15 protein-coding genes are annotated in these 20,177 nt (G+C 43.4%); all 15 read left to right on the forward strand.

Going from position 1 to position 20,177, the window contains the following annotated elements:
- Nucleotides 1-2 precede the first annotated feature (2 nt).
- The 15 genes from F0U83_RS03570 to F0U83_RS03640 all read left to right on the forward strand — a co-directional run bounded on the left by F0U83_RS03570 (nucleotide 3) and on the right by F0U83_RS03640 (nucleotide 20,177).
- A complete protein-coding gene (locus tag F0U83_RS03570; protein ID WP_138986559.1) occupies nucleotides 3-1,142 on the forward strand; it encodes a glycosyltransferase WbsX family protein in 1,140 nt (379 codons plus the stop codon).
- Nucleotides 1,139-2,116, forward strand: coding sequence for a glycosyltransferase (locus tag F0U83_RS03575; protein WP_138986560.1), 978 nt, complete (start codon nucleotides 1,139-1,141; stop codon nucleotides 2,114-2,116). The genes F0U83_RS03570 and F0U83_RS03575 overlap by 4 nt, the downstream gene beginning before the upstream one ends.
- Nucleotides 2,113-3,135 carry an MraY family glycosyltransferase gene (locus F0U83_RS03580; protein ID WP_138986561.1) on the forward strand — a complete coding sequence of 341 codons (1,023 nt, stop codon included), beginning with the start codon at nucleotides 2,113-2,115 and terminating at the stop codon, nucleotides 3,133-3,135. The genes F0U83_RS03575 and F0U83_RS03580 overlap by 4 nt, the downstream gene beginning before the upstream one ends.
- Nucleotides 3,136-5,016, forward strand: a complete 1,881-nt coding sequence (locus F0U83_RS03585; protein WP_138986562.1) for a polysaccharide biosynthesis protein — start codon at nucleotides 3,136-3,138, stop codon at nucleotides 5,014-5,016.
- A gap of 49 nt (nucleotides 5,017-5,065) precedes the next feature.
- Nucleotides 5,066-6,157 (forward strand): dTDP-glucose 4,6-dehydratase, encoded by a 1,092-nt coding sequence (gene rfbB, locus F0U83_RS03590; RefSeq protein WP_138986563.1) that lies wholly within the window; start codon nucleotides 5,066-5,068, stop codon nucleotides 6,155-6,157.
- Complete coding sequence (rfbD, locus tag F0U83_RS03595; protein WP_138986564.1) at nucleotides 6,154-7,053, forward strand: dTDP-4-dehydrorhamnose reductase; 900 nt, start codon at nucleotides 6,154-6,156, stop codon at nucleotides 7,051-7,053. Before rfbB ends, rfbD begins: the two co-directional genes overlap by 4 nt.
- On the forward strand, nucleotides 7,054-7,929 hold the full coding sequence (gene rfbA / locus F0U83_RS03600) for a glucose-1-phosphate thymidylyltransferase RfbA (RefSeq protein ID WP_138986565.1): 876 nt from the start codon (nucleotides 7,054-7,056) through the stop codon (nucleotides 7,927-7,929).
- 5 nt (nucleotides 7,930-7,934) lie between these two features.
- Nucleotides 7,935-8,480: a dTDP-4-dehydrorhamnose 3,5-epimerase gene (rfbC, locus tag F0U83_RS03605; RefSeq protein WP_138986566.1), complete on the forward strand. Its 546-nt coding sequence runs from the start codon at nucleotides 7,935-7,937 to the stop codon at nucleotides 8,478-8,480.
- A 116-nt stretch (nucleotides 8,481-8,596) separates the two neighbouring features.
- A complete protein-coding gene (locus tag F0U83_RS03610) occupies nucleotides 8,597-8,992 on the forward strand; it encodes a DVU3141 family protein (protein ID WP_138986567.1) in 396 nt (131 codons plus the stop codon).
- 38 nt (nucleotides 8,993-9,030) lie between these two features.
- Nucleotides 9,031-10,722: a polysaccharide biosynthesis/export family protein gene (locus F0U83_RS03615; RefSeq protein WP_211343618.1), complete on the forward strand. Its 1,692-nt coding sequence runs from the start codon at nucleotides 9,031-9,033 to the stop codon at nucleotides 10,720-10,722.
- Nucleotides 10,723-10,790: 68 nt separating this feature from the next.
- Nucleotides 10,791-11,525: an ABC transporter permease gene (locus tag F0U83_RS03620; RefSeq protein WP_246077632.1), complete on the forward strand. Its 735-nt coding sequence runs from the start codon at nucleotides 10,791-10,793 to the stop codon at nucleotides 11,523-11,525.
- Nucleotides 11,522-12,178 (forward strand): ABC transporter ATP-binding protein, encoded by a 657-nt coding sequence (locus F0U83_RS03625; protein WP_138986569.1) that lies wholly within the window; start codon nucleotides 11,522-11,524, stop codon nucleotides 12,176-12,178. The genes F0U83_RS03620 and F0U83_RS03625 overlap by 4 nt, the downstream gene beginning before the upstream one ends.
- 21 nt (nucleotides 12,179-12,199) lie before the next feature.
- Nucleotides 12,200-13,297 (forward strand): KpsE/RkpR family capsule polysaccharide export protein, encoded by a 1,098-nt coding sequence (locus F0U83_RS03630; protein WP_138986570.1) that lies wholly within the window; start codon nucleotides 12,200-12,202, stop codon nucleotides 13,295-13,297.
- Nucleotides 13,298-13,341: 44 nt separating this feature from the next.
- Complete coding sequence (locus F0U83_RS03635) at nucleotides 13,342-15,981, forward strand: glycosyltransferase (RefSeq protein WP_138986571.1); 2,640 nt, start codon at nucleotides 13,342-13,344, stop codon at nucleotides 15,979-15,981.
- Nucleotides 15,978-20,177, forward strand: coding sequence for a glycosyltransferase family 2 protein (locus F0U83_RS03640; RefSeq protein WP_138986572.1), 4,200 nt, complete (start codon nucleotides 15,978-15,980; stop codon nucleotides 20,175-20,177). The genes F0U83_RS03635 and F0U83_RS03640 overlap by 4 nt, the downstream gene beginning before the upstream one ends.

The following is a 20,177-nucleotide window of genomic DNA, read 5'->3' on the forward strand; positions in this document are numbered from 1 at the left end:
TTATGAAGTATATGGCGTTTTATTTTCCGCAGTTTCATACCACTCCTGAAAATAGTCGATGGTGGGGAGAAGGCTTTACCGATTGGCAGCTGGTGAAAAATGCACAACCTCTTCATGATGGGCACTACCAACCTAGGCAGCCCCTGAATGAGAACTATTATGACTTAGCGGATGAGCAAGTTGTCGCTTGGCAAGCGTCGCTGGCAGAGCAGTATGGCTTGCATGGTTTCAATTTTTATCATTATTGGTTTGATGGCAAGCTGATGCTTGAAAAGCCCATGGAGGCTTTTCGAGATAATCCAGATCACCAACTTTCCTACTGCATCACATGGGCGAATGAAACTTGGACACGGCAATGGGTTGGTGATCCTGAAGTCTTGCTACAGCAAAATTACTCAGCAGATAAGTCTCAGTGGATTATTCACTTTAACTATCTATTGAGTTTCTTTCAGGATGAGCGCTATAAAAAAGTCGATAATAAACCGGTTTTTTGTATCTACCGGCCTGAACTGCATAGCTATCTTGAGGGGTATATCGATTGCTGGAATCAATTGGCTAAAGAACAGGGATTTGCGGGTATCCATTGGGTGGCAATCAAGTCCTATCCTATGGTGAATGAGACATCTATTTACCGCTTATTTGATGCGGTCATTAAATTTCAGCCACGGATCTTTTTTAATGAGCAAAAGTCACAACGTTCGACACTTTGGAAACGCGTGCAGCCTGTGTTACGAATGCTGCCTGAAGCTATGCAAATAAAGCTTGCGCATATAAAACAAGCGCGGGCGAGAGCGATCTACTTTGATTACGAACAGCTATGGAGATCGATTATTCAGGATGCCTTAAATGATGCGCCCCCTGTGCTGCAATCTGTTGCAGTGGATTGGGATAATACGCCTCGCTATGGAGCGCGTAGCCATTATCTGCAGGGGGCATCTCCTGAGGTTTTTGCAACACAGCTTGAGAAGCTGACACAGATTGAGCAAAGCAAAGGCAACGATCTTATCTTTATTAATGCATGGAATGAGTGGTCCGAAAGTGCTTATTTAGAGCCTGACCAGCGCTTTGGGTATGAGTATCTTGATGTGATTCGTGACTTGAGTCGTCGTTACGCAGAAGACAGTCAGGCAGGTCCAGTATGACCACCCTTAGTCAAAACGATCAACCATTACCGAAAGTGACGGTGTTGCTGGCAGCCTATAATGGGGTGCAGTGGCTAGGTGAACAGGTAGACTCGATCTTAGGCCAAGCGGGTGTTGATATCACGTTAATGGTCAGTGTTGATCAATGTGATGACGGCACTTATGCGTGGTTTGAAACACGCGCCCAAACCGAGCAGCGCATTACACTGCTACCTAGCGTTAAATTAGGCTCTGCGGCGCAGAATTTTTTCCATTTGATACGAGCTGCCGTTGCCGATAAGGCCGATTATATCTGCTTGGCGGATCAAGATGATATCTGGCTAGAGTCAAAAACCATACGGGCTATTGAATGGCTTAATGAGCAGCAGGCTGATGGCTATTCCAGTGATGTTTTGTCATTTTGGCCTGATGGTAAAGAGCGATTGATTATTAAATCCCAACCTCAGCGTGCTAAAGACTACCTGTTAGAAGCCCCGGGGCCCGGCTGTACATTTTTATTAAACCGACCGCTTTTTGCAGCGCTTCAGCGGTTTGTTAACCAACGTCAGCCTTGTGTGGCTAGTTTGCATTATCATGATTGGTTTATTTATGCCTTTGCACGAGCCCATGGTTTTCGCTGGGTGATTGACGACCATGCTATGGTTCGATATCGCCAGCACCATGCCAACGAGCAGGGAGCAAATGTAGGTTGGAAATCTAAATTTAAGCGTGCCCAAACGGTATTGATGGGGAACTGGTTTGACCAAGTTTATCGAACAGCCGTATTGCTAACTCCCGTTGATCCTCAAGCACAAACGCTGGCAAACCAACTTCGTCAGGGGCGCTTAGGCTTTGTGCGTTTGGCGTTAGAGTCCTTTGATTATCGCCGCAAAAGAAAAGAGCGTTGGTTGTTATTGATCAGTTGTTTAGCCGTTGCTCTTGTTGGCTTTAAATCGCCGACTTTTAATGTGCCGTCGGAGCTTGATAGGTCATGAATACTTGGCTTTTTATTAGCTTGGCGCTGGTGGCAATTACCTCTTTTTTCCTAACCGCCGCTGTGCGTACTTATGCATTGCGCATACAGATGATAGATCAGCCCGTAGAGCGTAGCTCACATTCTATACCCACACCCAGAGGCGGTGGATTGGGTTTTGTCGTAACGTTTTTGCTAGGCGGGGTATTACACGCATTATGGTTCTCCAGCCATGACTATCAACCTCTAGGGTTACTCTTGGCCGCTTTTCTCGTGGCAGGAATTGGCTTTATGGATGATCATCAGCATATTCCTGCGAGATGGCGTTTACTCGTGCATATTCTTGCTGCTTGCCTGTTGTTGTGGGCTATACCGGTACCAGAGACAGCAGCGCTCTTTGGGGTGTTGTTGGAGGACGTGCTATATATCCCCATCGTCGTGTTAGCTTTGGTCTGGCTGATTAACTTATTCAACTTTATGGATGGCATTGATGGCATCGCGAGTATCGAAGCGGTGAGTGTGCTGCTCGTTGCGGGGTATTTGTTGCTGGATGCGCAAGCTACGGGTCAAGCTATCCTGTTATTTGGGCTGGCTGCTGCTGTGGCAGGCTTTTTATATTGGAATTTGCCTCCTGCTAAAGTTTTTATGGGGGATGTGGCCAGTGGTTTTCTAGGTCTGATGCTGGGTGGAGCCGCTCTACTATGTTGGCAGCAGGGAAGTCATTACTTGGTAGCCATTCTGATTATGCTGGCGGTCTTTATAGTCGATGCGACCTGTACACTGTTGGTTCGATTGGCAACAGGGCAGCGTGTGTTCGATGCTCACAGACTGCATGGCTATCAAAAATTAACCGCCATGTGGGGAAGCCATGGGCGGGTCAGCTACGGTGTGCTGGATATCAATCTTTTATGGCTATGCCCTCTAGCATTACTGGCTGCTCATTTGCCGACACAGAGTTTCTGGCTATTGGGTATCGCTTACGCACCTTTGCTGGTCGGTGTGATATATTTGCGGGCAGGCCTGCTTGAAGAAGAAAAGTAAATGCTAACTTACATTCTACAATTACCCCGCGCAGCGAAACGGCTTATCTCTCTGGCCGCCGATGTAATACTACTGTCGGTGGCGTTTTGGGGAGGGTATTGGGTCCGCTTAGATCATCTCACACCTATCGATGGGCGAGAGCAGTGGCTGCTGCTGGCGGCTGTGATTCCGGTGACATTATTTGTCTTTATTCGTATTGGGCTTTACCGTGCAGTCCTGCGCTTTGTGAGCTTTCGTGTGCTCTGGACAGTGGCGTTAGGCGTATTTCTTTCAACCCTGTTTTTAGTCTTGGCTGCTTTCTATTTCAACACTTTTTTGCCGCGTTCCGTGCCGGTTATTTACTTTGCCTTCTCGCTGATTTTAGTAGGGGGGGTGCGCTTGTTCTTTCGTATGGTTTATCAAAACACCCGTGGCTCGCGCATACCTGTTGTTATTTATGGGGCAGGTCCTGCAGGGAGACAGTTACACCAAGCACTGAATCAAGGGGCTGAATACTTTGCGGTTGGCTATGTAGAAGATAATCCGAGAGTCATTGGTAGCTTTATACAAGGGCTTGAAGTGTTTAACGCCGAAGCTTTGGAAGGACTTATTGCACAGCATGAAGTGAAAAAAGTATTTTTAGCGGTGCCTGAGAGTAATGAAGTGGATCGCCAGCGCATTCTCAAGCGTTTGGAGTCTGTTTCCTGTGAAGTATTATCCATTCCCAGTGTGGTTGATCTCATCGAAGGCAATGCAAAAATTGATGAGTTGAAAGAGGTGTCAATCGACGATCTGCTTGGCAGGGAGCCGGTAAGCCCGATCGTACAGCTGATGGAAGCTGACATTGCGAATAAAGTGGTACTGGTAAGTGGTGCTGGTGGCTCTATAGGTTCAGAGCTGTGTAGGCAAATTGTTCGTTCCCAGCCTGCCACGTTGGTGCTCTTTGAATTATCGGAGTTTGCCCTTTACCAAATCGAGAAAGAGCTAAGGCAGATTATTGAACATGATCAATTGCATATCATATTAGTCCCTTTGCTGGGTACGGTGCAGAATGAACAGCAGCTTTACAAAGTCTTCAAAGATTATGCTGTGCAAACGGTTTATCATGCAGCCGCCTATAAGCATGTTCCGTTGGTGGAAGCCAACGTTATTGAGGGCGTAAGGAATAATGTGTTTGGCACCCTTAGCTGTGCTCAAGCGGCGATCTTGGCCCAAGTAGAAACCTTTGTATTGATCTCCACGGATAAAGCGGTCAGGCCTGCAAATGTGATGGGCGCGACTAAGCGCTTAGCCGAACTTATTTTGCAAGCTTTGGCCAGAGAGCAATCGGTAACTCGTTTTGCAATCGTGCGTTTTGGGAATGTATTAGGTTCCTCAGGCTCAGTTGTCCCTTTGTTTAGGCAGCAAATTAAGCAAGGGGGGCCTGTCACAGTAACCCACGAAGATGTCGTACGTTACTTTATGACAATTCCGGAAGCGGCGCAGCTGGTTATTCAGGCTGGAGCCATGGGGCGAGGTGGGGATGTTTACGTGCTTGATATGGGTAAGCCCGTTAAAATCATGGAGCTGGCACGTCGTATGATTCGTTTAAGTGGCTTAACTCCGAAGGAACCTGAGACACCGAATGGCGATATGGAGATCAAAGTTACAGGGCTGCGTCCCGGTGAGAAACTCTATGAAGAGCTATGGCTAGGCGAGCATCTTCGCGGTACTGAGCATGCGCGTATCATGTCGGCTGATGAGGTATACGTTGAATGGCCAGTGCTATCGATTCTTTTGGCGCGTTTACGGGAAGCTTGCGATGAATCAAACGATGCGGCAATTATCGAGATATTTTTATCAGCTGCGTTAAACTTTCATCCTGCGAATGAAGCATTCAGCCAAGCAAAAATTGCATCATAGGCATATTGATAAAAACGGGCAGGTTTGGTCTGATTTTTAAAGGGTAGTTATGGAATCTAAGGTATTTTTAATAACCGGTGGAGCAGGTTTTATCGGTTCTGCCGTGGTACGTGAGCTAATTAAGCACACGCATCATCAAGTGGTGGTGGTAGATAAGCTCACTTATGCAGGTAATCTAGAGTCATTAGCAGAGGTCTCAAATAACCCGCGCTATCGTTTCTACGCTTATGATATCTGCGATAAATCACTAATGGAGGCTGTTTTTTCTGATCATCAGCCTGATATTGTCATGCATTTGGCAGCAGAGAGTCATGTAGATCGCTCTATTGATGGCCCAGGCGACTTTATCCAAACCAATATTGTTGGCACCTACACACTGCTTGAAGCCGCCCGCAAATACTTTTTTGAACTTAAGAATAAAGCACCCGAGAAAGCTGACGCCTTTCGCTTCCACCATATTTCAACAGATGAAGTGTATGGTGACCTACATGGCGTGGATGATTTGTTTGTCGAAACAACACCTTATGCACCTAGCTCACCTTACTCTGCCAGCAAAGCAAGCTCTGATCACTTAGTTAGAGCATGGCAGAGAACCTTTGGGCTACCAACGTTAGTCACTAATTGCTCTAACAACTATGGCCCTTATCATTTTCCTGAAAAACTCATTCCCCTCATGATTTTAAACGCATTGGAGGGTAAGCCACTGCCTGTGTATGGAGATGGCAAGCAAGTGCGTGATTGGTTGTATGTAGAAGATCATGCAAGAGCGTTGATTACCGTAGCCCAGAACGGCGATATTGCAGAAACCTACAATATCGGTGGGCATAATGAAAAGCAGAACATTGAAGTGGTTCATCTGCTGTGTGATCTGTTGGATGAATTTAGGCCTGCTAGCCAAAACTCTGCATTAGGGCTATCCAGCTACAAGGAATTAATTACCTATGTGGCGGACCGTCCTGGACATGATCAACGTTACGCAATTGACGCCAGCAAAATAGAAAAAGCACTCGGCTGGACGCCTGACGAGACGTTTGAAACCGGTATGCGAAAAACCGTGCAGTGGTATCTGAATAATGAACAGTGGTGGCGGCGAGTATTAGATGGCAGCTATCAGCGTGAGCGACTAGGGGTGGCTCCATGAGAATTCTAGTGACTGGGGGTAGTGGGCAAGTCGGGTTTGAATTGCAACGCAGCCTCACACTCTATGGTGAGGTGGTAGCGCCAAACCGAATGGAACTGGATCTTTCTGATGAGCAAACTGTGATCAACTACTTACAGCAGCTGAAGCCGGATATGATCGTGAATGCGGCGGCTTGGACGGCAGTCGATCTGGCAGAAAGCAGTTCTGATGATGCTTACCAACTTAATCACAGGCTGCCCAAAATACTAGCAGAATATAGTGCTCGCCATGGTAGCTGGTTAATCCATTACTCCTCAGACTATGTTTATCCCGGAGATGGCGAACAGCCTTGGTCTGAATCAGATACAACGGGGCCGTTGTCGGTCTATGGCGCCAGTAAATTGGCTGGAGATGAGTCAGTTATTGAGTCGGGTGCCGACGCTCTGATTTTTAGAACCAGTTGGGTTTATGGTGCGCGTGGCAATAACTTCATGAAAACCATGCTGCGTTTAGGTTCTGAACGTACCGCTCTCAATGTGGTTGCTGATCAGTGGGGAGCGCCCACGCCAGCAAGGTTGATCGCCGATGTTACTGCTCTGGCGATAGATCGCATTGTGCAAAAGCGGCCTATTGATGCTGGCATCTATCATTTAGCGCCACAAGGTGAGACGAACTGGTGTGAGTTTGCTAAGTTAATTTTTAGTGAAGCGACTAAACGCGAACAACCACTGACTATTCTGCCGAATGCGGTTCATGCCATCACAACAGCTGATTATCCCGTCCCGGCGGTACGACCTCAAAACTCACGTTTAAGTCTCTCTAAACTTGAAGCGGCGCTTAATGTTAAGATGCCTGCTTGGCAAGCCCAGCTGATACTAACGCTGGAAGAGTACCTCAGTATGAAAGGAACGGTATAAATGAGTCGTAAAGGTATTGTTTTGGCAGGAGGGTCAGGGACACGTCTGCACCCTATTACGCGTGGTGTATCTAAGCAGTTACTCCCCATCTATGATAAACCAATGATCTTTTACCCTATTTCAGTGCTGATGCTGGCGGGTATTCGCGATATTTTGATTATCTCTACACCGGAAGATCTGCCCCAATATGAAAAGCTGCTAGGCAGCGGTGAAGAGTATGGTGTCAATTTTAGTTATGCTGTCCAACCAACACCGGATGGCCTCGCGCAAGCGTTCCTGATTGGTGAGGAATTTATCGGCAGCGATTCAGTTTGTTTGGTATTAGGCGATAACATTTTCCACGGGCAAGGGTTTTCTGAACAGCTTAAGCGTGCCTCGGCAATACAAGAAGGTGCGACAGTGTTTGGCTATTTAGTACATGATCCAGAGCGCTTTGGTGTTGTGGAGTTTGATGATGCAGGCAAAGCGATCTCTATTGAGGAGAAACCACAGCGGCCAAAATCTAACTATGCAGTCACCGGGCTCTACTTCTATGACAATGATGTGATAGAGATTGCTAAGCAGGTAACTCCATCGGATCGTGGAGAATTAGAGATCACCAGCGTCAATAATGCTTACCTTAACCGAGGTGGCCTGCGTGTTGAAAAGCTTGGGCGTGGCTTTGCTTGGTTAGATACTGGAACTCATGATAGCTTGCTGGAGGCATCTCAATATGTTCAGACGATTGAACATCGTCAAGGGTTGAAAATTGCCTGCCTAGAAGAGATTGCTTGGCACAATCGTTGGATTAGCGCTGATCAGCTGCGCCAGAGTGGAGCCAGCCTGAATAAAACCAGTTATGGACAATATCTATTGAAGTTGGCCGGAGAGGGCTAAAGACTGTGGAGTTTACCCCGTTAGCTATTCCTGATGTCGTACTGATTACACCAAAAGTGTTTGGTGATGAGCGTGGTTTCTTTATGGAAACCTTTCAGCAACAAGCTTTTGAAAAAGCCTGTGGCGAAGTGTGCTTTGTACAAGATAACCACAGTAAATCAGCGAAAGGCGTTTTGAGAGGCTTGCACTACCAGACAGAAAACACCCAAGGTAAGCTGGTGCGTGTTGTTCAAGGTGAAGTATTTGATGTTGCGGTCGATATGAGAAAGGAATCACCAACCTATGGCCAGTGGGTAGGGGTTCTGCTGTCGGCTGAAAACAAACAACAACTTTGGGTACCTGCAGGGTTTGCACATGGGTTTTATGTAACCTCGGAAACCGCTGAGTTTGTCTATAAGTGTACAGATTATTACAACCCAAGTGCTGAGGTGTCAGTACATTGGAATGACCCGGATATCGGCATTGAGTGGCCGATAGCTGAGGACGAGCAGCCAGCGTTGTCCGAGAAAGATAAAGCGGGTGTAGCATTTGTTGATGCGCCACCTTTTTAAAAGCGTAACTGTTAAGCTAGTGTCATACATCCTTGGTATAAGGTGAGCTGTAAAATCAGTGTTAATAACCTGCTGGGTTTGTTTGAGTGCTCAAATATAATAGAATAACATTCGTAATGGATGTAATTAAAGGGAGTCGTATCGTGCGATTTGATGTTAAACGAAACTGTCGTTGGTTGAGTGTGGTTTTAATAGGTTTCGCCGTTACAGGGTGTTCTTCTCAGATGTCATCCTATAAGGCTAAAGCACCGGCTACCCCCCCAGCAAATTTACTAAGCGAAGATATCGCTGCTTTCCTTCAGAGCACAGAGGCTGGCTCAAGACAAGCATTTGATCAATCCCCATGGGGCGAACAAGTTACGGTTGTTGCGGATGAGTCTTATGCATCGGCTACTGGTTCAGAGTGTCGCCCGTTAACCATCTTAAAGCCAGATAGTGATAGCCGCGCGCTAGCGTGCTCAAAAAACGGGGCAGATTGGTATTCTGTTCGTGTTTTATCTGCTTCAAAGTAATAGTTAGCCCTGTAACGAATAAGGATGGCGAATAAATCATGTTAATTAAAGCAAAGTGGTTGGCAGTCGGCGTGATGGGTCTCATCAGCGCAACGGCAAGTGCCACAACAATCAATACAGGTGCAGGTGGACTTAGCCAGCAGGATCAAGTGCAAGCGGTAACAGCGGTTCGGGATGTGCCAACAACAAACTGGCGCAGTGGCACTTATGGCGCCGTCCCTAATGTTAAAGCATCAGCGCAAAATGCTATAATGCCTTACGGCGAGCAGCTGTTTACAGGTGGATTTCGTGGCGTTCGCTCTGATGGACTCAATCCTGAGTATCGAATTGCGCCAGGTGATTTAATTACCCTCAGACTATGGGGCGCTGTGGAGTTAGAGCGTGTCTTGCCAGTAGATGCACAAGGTTATGTGTTTATCCCCTCGATTGGCCCTGTCAAAGTACAAGGCAGCACACAGCAAAATCTCAATGGCATTGTTAAATCCGCTGTACAATCGGTTTATCCAGAGAATGTAAGCGTCTACACCAACCTGCAAGGTGTTCAGCCTGTTGCTGTGTTTGTAACGGGTGAGGTAGAAAACCCGGGGCGCTATGCAGGTGCACCTCATGATTCAGTACTCTACTTTCTTGACCAAGCAGGTGGTATTGATACTCAACTGGGTAGCTTCCGTACGGTAAAAGTAAAGCGTAATGGTAAAGTTATTGCCTCAGCAGACCTGTATAAATTCTTAGGTGATGGTGTACTGCCTAAAATACAGTTCCGTGATGGTGATAGTGTTATTGTAGAGCGCCGTCAGGCTGTTGTTACTGTAACGGGTGATGTCGAGCGTGAGTACTTCTACGAACTGACCGTTAAAGAAAATACAGGCAAAAGTCTGTTGAAATATGCAAGAACCAAACCGGGTATTACTCATGTGTTGGTAAGAGGTGTGCGTGCAGAAGGACCTGTGTCACGTTATTACAAACTGTCTGAGTTTGGTAATGTTAAATTGCACAATGGCGATGATGTGCTGTTTAGTTCCGATCTTCAGGATGGCACTATCGTCGTTCAGGTAGAAGGTAGCTACTACGGCCCTTCTCGTTATGCAGTACCTAAAGATACCTCTTTGACCGAGTTTTTGGACAACGTTGCAGTACCATCGGATCTAACTGACACTCACAGTGTTTCATTACGCCGTTTAAGCGTTGCCGCACGACAGAAAGTCTCTTTACAAGAGAGCTTACGCCGTTTGGAAACGACTTATTTGGGTGCGCCATCCTCTACGCCGCAAGAAGCTGAAATTCGTATTAAAGAAGCGGAGCTGATCTCTGATTTCATCAAACGCGCAGCACAGGTTGAACCTAATGGTCGTATGGTGATTGCGGATAACGGAAAGGTTTCTGATATTCGCTTGCAAGATGGTGATGTTATCACTATTCCTGAAGCAACAGACTCGTTACTTATTACCGGTGAAGTATTGGTGCCACAAGCGGCCGTGTTCACTTCCGGTAAAGATGCAATGGATTACATTGAGCGCGCGGGTGGATTTACACAACATGCTGACAAAGACAACATTTTAGTTGTCCGTTTAAACGGTGAAGTACGTAAAGCCACTGATGTGAGTTTGCAGGCAGGCGATGAGATTCTGGTCTTACCAGCTGTGCCAACAAAAAATCTACAGCTGGCAACCAGTATCACTCAGATTCTGTATCAGTTAGCCGTAGCTGCTAAAGTGGCAATCGATTTGTAATGAGCGTCAACCAACATGCCAGCAGGAGCTCTTGGCAAATAACATATAGTGTGTGGAGTGCGCTTTTCATGCGAGAAGCGCTTGCACGGACAACAGCCGATAGGTTTGCTTGGTTTTGGATGGTATTTGAGCCTATGGCCTTGGTTGGGCTCATGGTATCAGTAAGAACACTGATATTTGGCAGCAATCGTTTCATTATGGGGGCTGACTTTATCCCGTGGCTTATCACGGGCCTGTTAGGATTTTTTTTGTTTCGTGAAAATATGATGCGGCCTTTGAATGCTATCGAAGCTAACAAAGGCCTCTTCTCGTACCGGCAGGTTCGACCCGTAGACACTGTCTTTGTAAGGTGTTTGCTAGAAGGTATTCTCAAAACATTTATTATTTTTATTTTTGTCGGCTGCGGTGCTGTTCTAGGATTTAATATTATCCCTGATAATCCTTTAGCGGCTTTAGTAGCATGGATCAATCTTTGGATGATGGGGGCTGGTTTCGGTTTAATTTTTTCTGTTCTCTCTACTTTGATACCAGAACTAGGCCGTATAGTCAGAATTACAACTCTACCTCTTATGTTGACTTCTGGAGCTATAGTCCCTTTAAACTTTCTTCATCATGAGGTAAGGGAGATTATTCTATATATCCCTATTGTTCATGCACTCGAAATGCTCCGGCAAGGATTCTTTTCGACTTATCATGCTTTACCTGGCGTAAGTCCAGTTTATATGTGGGTTTGGTCGCTGAGTGTTGTTGCACTGGGGCTTCTTTTACATGTTAAGTATGCCGATGAATTGAAAGCCGCATGATAGAGTTGAAGAATGTCTCAAAAAAATATATGAGCCGTAAAGGTTCAAAGTGGGTATTAGAAAATATCAACCTGACAATACCAACAGGCGTAAATGTTGGTTTGATAGGGCGAAATGGCGCCGGTAAGTCTACTTTGCTCAGATTAATAGGTGGCATGGATATTCCCGATAGAGGGGAAATTCATAGAAATTGTCGTGTCTCATGGCCGATAGGTTTGGCTGGTGGTTTTCAGGGATCTATGACGGGGCGGCAAAACGTAAAATTTGTGGCGAGGATTCATGGCAATGCTGTTGACGCCAAGGAAATTATTGAGAATGTAGAAAATTTTGCAGAAATCGGCGACGCGTTCGATGAGCCTGTGAGTACATACTCTTCAGGCATGAGAGCGCGCCTCGCGTTTGGATTGTCTTTGGCATTTGATTTTGATGTTTACTTGTCTGATGAAGCTACAGCGGTAGGTGATCAAGTGTTCAGAAAGAAAGCAATAGCTGCCTTTAAGGAACGTGTAGGAAAATCCGGTTTAATTATTGTGTCGCATGGCGAGGCTATTTTAAAAGAGCTATGCCAATCGGCTATATTACTCGATAAAGGCCAGGCGATTTGGTACGAAGATTTAAATAAAGCTTTATCTGAATATCATAAGAATCAGTAATAGGCTTTTAGTAAGGAAAAGATGAAAAATATACCGCTAAAAAAACTAGAGAAATATGGGATTTGGTTAGTTTCAGGTTTTCTTATATTTGTGGTTAGTATTTACTGGGCTATAATTGCCAGTGATCGTTATGTTTCGCAAAGTAACATCGTATTAGAAAGCCCGCAAATATCAACGCCTTCTCTAAACTTCTCAGCGTTGCTTCGAGGTGGAGCGGGTAGTGCTGATATGTTACTACTGCGCGACTATTTACTATCGGTCGATATGCTGCGCTATTTGGAAGAAAATAATGGGTTTAGGCAGCATTATTCCAATTCTGATATTGATTTGTTTTCTAGATTAGATGAATCAGACGTTTCAATTGAAGAGTTGCATGAGTATTTTTTAAAAAGGGTGTCTGTTGAGCTGGACGAGTATGCACAGGTGCTGCGTATAAAAGTTGAAGCATTTACTCCAGAGCAGGCCTTCTCCATTTCGTCAGCTTTGCTGAAGCAGGGCGAGAGGCATATGAACTTGATGGGGCAACGACTTGCGCAAGAGCAAGTGCGTTTTCTTGAGGAGCAAGTTCATGAGCTTGCGGCAGGTTTTGAACAAGCGAGAAGTGAATTAATAGACTATCAAAACTTAAAGGGATTGGTGTCTCCAACAGGTACAGTGCAAAGCCTAAATGAAGTAGTTGCGGCTTTGGAAAGCCAGCTTGCGTCACTTAACGCCAGAGAAACTGCATTGCTAGGCTTTCAAAGCCCGCGCTCCCCTGATGTTGTTCGAGTGAAAAATGAGATTAAAGCGTTGCAGGAGCAAATTAATAGAGAGCGGGCCAGAATGGCTACCGATTCTGGTGAATCTTTGAATAAACTGTCTTCTGAGTACCAGATATTAGAGCTGAAGTTGAAGTTTGCCCAAGAAAGTTATGCGGGTGCTTTAGGCGCTTTGGAGAGCACGCGCATAGAAGCTGCAAGAAAACTAAAGCAAGTATCGATTTTACAATCTCCAACAGTACCGGAGTACTCACAAAGCCCTGATAGGCTTTATAACGTTTCTGTTTTTGCGATAATTACGCTGCTGATTTCATTTATCATTAATATGATGATAACTATCATTAGAGATCACCAAGATTGATATATATGGCTACGGCCTTCAAGAGTCGGAGTTTACGGGGTTAGATGTCATTTAAGGAAGTCCTTGGAGTTGGTAAGGGTTATCTAGTCCTATCCATACTTTGGCTGTTTAGTTTTACTAGATATCTCCCTGTTTTTAAAAATGGGTATCGGACGCTTCTTTGCTTTTTAGTTAGCAAAACGGGTTTGTTTGATGAAAAATACTATAAAAAGATTAATACTGATCTCGAGGGTAGCAGCTTTACAGGGCTCTATCATTTTGTTGCATATGGCAATAAAGAAGGGCGGAATCCCCATCCGTTATTTGATACAAAGCTTTACCGGAGCAAAGCTAGAGGCTTCACAGTAAGTGTTAATGCTCTGTTGCACTATGTATATATAGGTCGATTCCTTAGACTATCTCCTACCCCTTGGATTGATATTGACTTCTATTTAAAAGTTAATCGTGATGTTAGACGTTCGGGAATTGAGCCAATAGTTCACTACTTACATTGGGGAGGGGTAGAAGGGCGTTCCCCGAACCCGCAGTTTGACGGGCGCTTTTATTTGGAAAAGTACCCAGAAGTACACTTAAATAAAATCAATCCACTATTGCACTACTTAGAGTATGGTTGGAAAAGCCGGACACCGACTGCTTCGTTCCTAGAAAACAATGGGGCTGCTGACCTGTGGTCAGTTGAAGAGATAAAAAATATAGACTCTGCATTATGGAAAGAAGTATCAAAGGCTGAGCATGAAGAGACAGCAGTTGTTGATGTCATCATCCCTGTGTATAAGGATTACGAGCTAACGCTCAGAGCGATTTACAGCGTACTAAATAGCACACCGAAAACACCATATGCATTAATTGTTATAAATGATAAAAGTCCTGATGCGAAGCTCACCAGTGTATTGCAGATATTATCGGATCGTGGATTATTCAGCTTAATAGCTAATGAAAAAAACCTTGGCTTTATTAAGACCGTGAACCTAGCAATGGACTTGCATCCAGATCGCGATGTAGTGTTGTTAAACTCGGATGCTGAGGTCTACAATGATTGGCTTGATCGATTGGTTACAGCAGGGCAGTCTTCACCAAATGTGGCAAGTGTTACTCCTTTATCAAATAATGCGACAATTTGCAGCTACCCCGTCCCTCAATGTGATAATCCATACCCATTAGAAATTTCATATGAAATGCTCGATCAGATGACCTCTGATGTTAATGCTGGTAGATATGTTACTGCACCGACAGGGGTTGGTTTTTGTATGTATATAAGTAGAAAGGCGTTAAATGAGATCGGCTTCTTTGATTATAAGGCATTTGGTAAGGGGTATGGAGAAGAAAACGATTGGTGTCAAAGAGCCATAAATAAAAGATGGGTAAACCTAATTGCAGCTGATGTTTTTGTTAGGCACTTTGGCAGTGCATCATTTCAGGGAGAATGGAGTAAGCGCGATCGTAAAGTTAAGAAAATACTCAAGCAACGCTACCCTGAATACCATAATTCTGTATACAAGTTTATTGATGAAAATATTTTACACGATCATAGATGTCGATTGGATGTTGCGCGCTTAGTTCGTTTCAGCAAAAAACGAAACACCTTGATTATAAGCCATAGCCGAGGAGGTGGGGCAGAGCGCCATGTAGAAGAAGACACCGCAATGCTTCGTGAAAGAGGAGAAGGTGTATTTTATTTACGGCCTGTTCGGGGGAAAGAGTTATTCGCATCAATCGAACACCCTGATTGTCATCAGATTACTAATGTAGAATTTTTCTCGTTAGAGGAACGCACTCAGCTAGTAAACTTACTTAGTATCTTACAAATTACTAGTATTCATACTCATGGCTTAGTTGATTATGGAGAGCATGCACCAGAGCTGATAGCTCAATTAGCTGAGGAGTTAAAGGTTCCGTTACTTGTTGATATCCATGATTATAAGGTGATATGCCCAAGAATAAATCTTGTTGATAAAGATGGAGCTTATTGCGGCGAGCCTGATGAGGCAGAATGCAATCGTTGCTTGAGTAAAAATAATAATGATTTTGGCGCTAAAAATATCAGTGCGTGGCGTAATATGCATCATCAGGTACTAAAAGCAGCTTCTGAAATATATGTGCCTGATCAAGATGTATCCGAAAGAATTATTAAATACTATCCTGATTTGAAGTTTAATGTTACACCTCATTGCGATATTCAACATGAAAACTTGACTATCATTGAACCTGAAATTACAGCTGGAAAGCCACTAAAAATTGTAATTGTAGGCGCTATAGGGGTTATAAAAGGCTTTAATGTTCTTGTCCAAGTTGCAGATTATATTAAGAAGAATAAATTGCCAATTGAGCTAACCGTTATGGGTTTTACGCTAAATGATACGCTGGCTGAGAAAAAAGGTATTAAAGTGACAGGGCGTTATGATGATCATTTGGCTGATGAAGTACTTATGTCTTTAAGTCCGCATGTGGTTTGGTTACCTGCAACATGGCCTGAAACCTATAGCTATACACTGTCACTAGCATTAAAAAATAGCCTTCCTGTTTTTGGATTTGATATAGGGGCTATTGCATCTAGATTACGTAGGGCTGGCTGGGATAAAGGGTTAATGGATCTATCTATAAGTAAAGAGCCAAAAAAAATAGCCACTAACTTCTTGAAATATCGAGAGTCAAGAGTAGTTGAAAACAGCAAAGGTTGCTTATGAAAGAAATAGTTAAAAGAACGGCAGAATTGGCTAAGTTACTCAAAAGAGAGAAGCCGGTAGTCGGATATATTGAAAAACTTGATCACTACTCTATTGAAGGCTGGGTTATTCACTTGCAAAAGGGAGTGGTCAATATAAGGCTAACCTATAACAATGAGTCGTTTGAGTTAACCCCACAATGGCACCAGCGCGATGATGTGGCTGAAAAGTATGGCCCTGAATATTTACAAGCAGGTTTTTCATGTGAATTACCTGAAAAAATAAGCACAGAGTTAAAGCTAAAAGAAGTGCTGCCAGAACAATTGAAGATCATAGTATCCGATGTAAGTCTCGAAATTGTAGGGAGAATGCCACAGCCAGAAAAGGTATTTATTGATAAGCCAATTGATGATAAGAACAGCTTAACCCAGCACAGTGCTATAGAGTCTCTAGGTGAAGGCAGAAAAAGTAATAACTTAATTGCTGAAGAAAATGACAAGCTTTGGACGCTGTTACCACAGCGTGCGAAAAAATATCAAGAAAGTCTCATCATAAATGAAGATACAAAAAAGCCTCTGCTTTATGTAAATGATGTCTGGTTATTCTCTATTTTTGGAACCCTGGTTACAACGAAAGATAAAAATGAGATAGAACAATTATTAGAAGTAAAACTGGATAACCAAGTAAAAGACTGGAAAATATTTATTAATAAAGTTATTTCATTAGGAACGGAATTTGCTTATGGTGTCGAGATAGAAATCCCAGGCTATATATGGCAAGATATAAAATCTAATGAATTAAAAATTAATTTAAGCTTTAGAGAAGTTAAAGATCAGTCTATAAACTTGTCTATTTTAGAGAATGATTGTATAGATTGGTTGGAAACTGAAGCAAATTGGCCTGAAGGTCAGGATGGGCAATATAATTTACTCTTAGCATTAGAACACCTGCGCTATTCAAATTTTTATGAAAAACTGACATTAAAGGCTAAGTCTTTTTTTAATCAATATGCAGAAAGCATGAGTTTGTCTGAGTTTTTACATGCTAATCATTCATCAGTTCAGCCTTTAAAGTTAGAAGGGGTAAGTGTTGATGTTAAAACGCGTGCACTTTGGAGTGCGCAGAAAATATTGAATAAACAGCTTTTGAAAGACAATAATAATCTCCATGAAGAAATAGAAATTATTATAAAAAATAAAAAGCTAGTAGGCGATGTTAAGTCAAATTTTATAAAGTCAATTATCCCGTTGTTGGCGAAAGAGCAATCGTTGCATAGCTTAAATCGCGTACATGACCTTAAAACTTATTATAGTTTAGCTCAATCTGATAATGCCTGGGAAATTACTATCGCCATTGCTGTTTTGATTGCTGAGAAGCAGACCAATCGTGCGATTGAAGCGATGTGGAAACTGAGTAAAATGACCAGTGCCGGTTGGTTAAATACCGAGTGTTTATGGTTTGCTATTACGCAAATTAATCAGTTAGAGATTGAAGGTCAGGCAACGCAGGAGCAGTCGCAACGTATGCGTTACGCCTTTCTTGCGGTTTTAGAAGACTTTAAAGGTGAATGGTTTTCGCGTTTACACGATAAAATGCTGCATAAAGCAATGATTGCCTTACTACAGCATTTACCTTTAATGACTGACTATAAAAAGACGGATGTTATAAAGGCTGCAATAAAACACTACGGTCTTTCTCCAGATTTTTGGCAATTTTATACAGATACGAACATCAATATTGACGATTCGCTTTTCCAGCAAGCTCAGAATCAATGGAAAGTTATCCATCAACAGTTTAATTCCCTAAATCAATCGGCTAGTAACCCGACTGAGCTAGTTAAAGCACTAAGGTTTTTCCAGAAAAATCATAACCCAGAAGCTGTAATCTTTATGCGTGAGTTAGCGGCAAGCCTCATGCAAAATGCTGGGGCAGACCAAGCAGTGTTGATTGAACTCATAGAAGACTTATCACAAGAACAAGATTTTGAATTGGTACGCTATGTTGCACATCCGCTCATTCAACCTGCCACTGAACAAAAACTGATAGAAAAGCATAAAACTCAAATCTACCATGCCTTGAGGCTAAATACCGAACGGACCTCTAGCGTTACCTACCAGGCTCAAAAAACGGCCGCACAAGCTATGAGACACCAAGCATCTATTGAGCAGAGCGTTGTCGCATTGAATAATTGGCCTGCTATGTTTTTAAGTATAGATGTGTTAGTTAATGAACTGCTGAAGCAGCCGCAAGATATTGAGTCTAAACTTATAAAACTAGACGATGTCATGCAGCATGTGATTGCTCAGTCCAAAGCTAGCTTTTATCTTCCTGCACCAGTATGTACAGCGCTTTCGAATTTAAGCCAAACGAAAAACCTCCATATCCAAAACTGGCTAGCGGGCATTAAAACAACACTTGACCTAAAGTTTGGTGAAATACACAACACATTGTTTGAAGTTAAGCTGAAAAAATACGATATCACTGAACCTGGGTGGCCACAGGACACTCTGGTGGTTATTTACTCCTGTAGAGCCTATCTTGACACCCGTATAAAAGCGATTCGCGAGACTTGGGTAAAAGATCTTAAGGCACGGGCTATCCCCTATGTCATCCTCGTTGGCGATGGCAGTGACGAAATCGAAGGTGATGTATTGGCACTTAATGTATCCGATACCTACGAAGATCTACCGCAGAAGTCGCTCAAATTGTTTGAATGGGTCTATAAGAATACCAACGCCCAGTATGTTTTAAAAATCGATGATGACTGTTACCTTGATGTGGATAAATACTTTGATACATTAAGCTATCGCAAGCACCACTATTACGGTAGGGTAATACATAGACCAGTAGGGGGTATGGATCGTGCGTGGCATCATAGCAAGTCGAAAACCCTGCGCGCGCAAAATGCCATTGATAAGTCCCCAGAACCTTCGGTTTACTGTGACGGAGGTGGAGGTTATACCTTATCGCGTTGCGCAATGGCATCATTGGGTGCTAATGCTAATACCCCGCAAGGCAAACGTCTGATTGCGAACTCTTTTATGGAAGATAAGTTAATCGGAGATCTGTTGTCCTTCTCTTACTTCGAGCCGAGTAATGAAGATTACGAGTGTTATCAACGTCGACGCACGTTTAACACTGCTCTGCCTGTAGGGATGTATGAAAATACTTTCTACCCTTCAAATCTTACACCTTCTAGAGTCACGCACTTAGATACGGATAAAGATCAGACTCTGGTCGAAGAAAAACACATTAAAACTGAGCTGTGGCCGAAAAAAATATGGCCATCTTGTTGGGACATTTCTATTAAAGGGAATTCTAATCAGCTTGAGCTATTAACAGACCTCTCTAAGGCAAGCACTCTATTAAATAATGATTTCTTTGTGATTTCTGTTATGCGCAATGAAATTATTATGATTAAACATTTCCTAGAACATTATAGAAAACTCGGTGTAAAGGTTTTTATCATAGCTGACAACTGTTCTGATGATGGAACTCGAGAGTATCTATATGAGCAGGAAGATGTAATTCTTTATTCGTCAGATACACAATATAAATATTCCCATTATGGCGTTGCATGGCAGCAGTCAATTCTGGCTAATTATTGTCTAAATAAGTGGGTGTTGGTGGCTGATGCAGATGAATTATTGGTTTACCCAGACGATGATAAAGTCAGTATACAAGACTTTGTATCAATTTCTGAAAGCCTAGGAGTAGATTGTATTCGCACCGATATGATAGACATGTATCCATATGGTGATCTTAATAAGGCCGATTTTGTAAAAGAAAAACCATTTGATGCCGCTAATTGGTTTGATTCAACTCCTCTGACCGAATGGCATATAGGTAGCGGAAGGTTTTCAAATCGTTCCAGTCACGTAAGTAGCCTACGACACAGAATAGATCCAGATTCAGAACCTAATGCGTTTACATCTCAGAAGTATGCGCTGTTTAAATATAAACCTTGGCTAAGATTATCCCAAGGCATACATGATATCAGCGGTGCAATTGTATCTGAAACCCCCATTGCTTTTGCTCACTTTAAATACCATGCAGGGTTTAAAAAGAAAATTGAAGATGAAATTGCAAGAGCTCAACACTATGACGGCGCAAAAGAATATAAAAGATATTCTGCAATGTTAGCAGAAGGTAGTGGTAATTTTGGTAACAAGGCCGTTTCAAAAATGTACGTCACTTTTGACGATCTGAGGAAATAG

It is taken from the genome of Neptunomonas concharum (assembly GCF_008630635.1).
Lineage (GTDB): Bacteria > Pseudomonadota > Gammaproteobacteria > Pseudomonadales > Balneatricaceae > Neptunomonas > Neptunomonas concharum.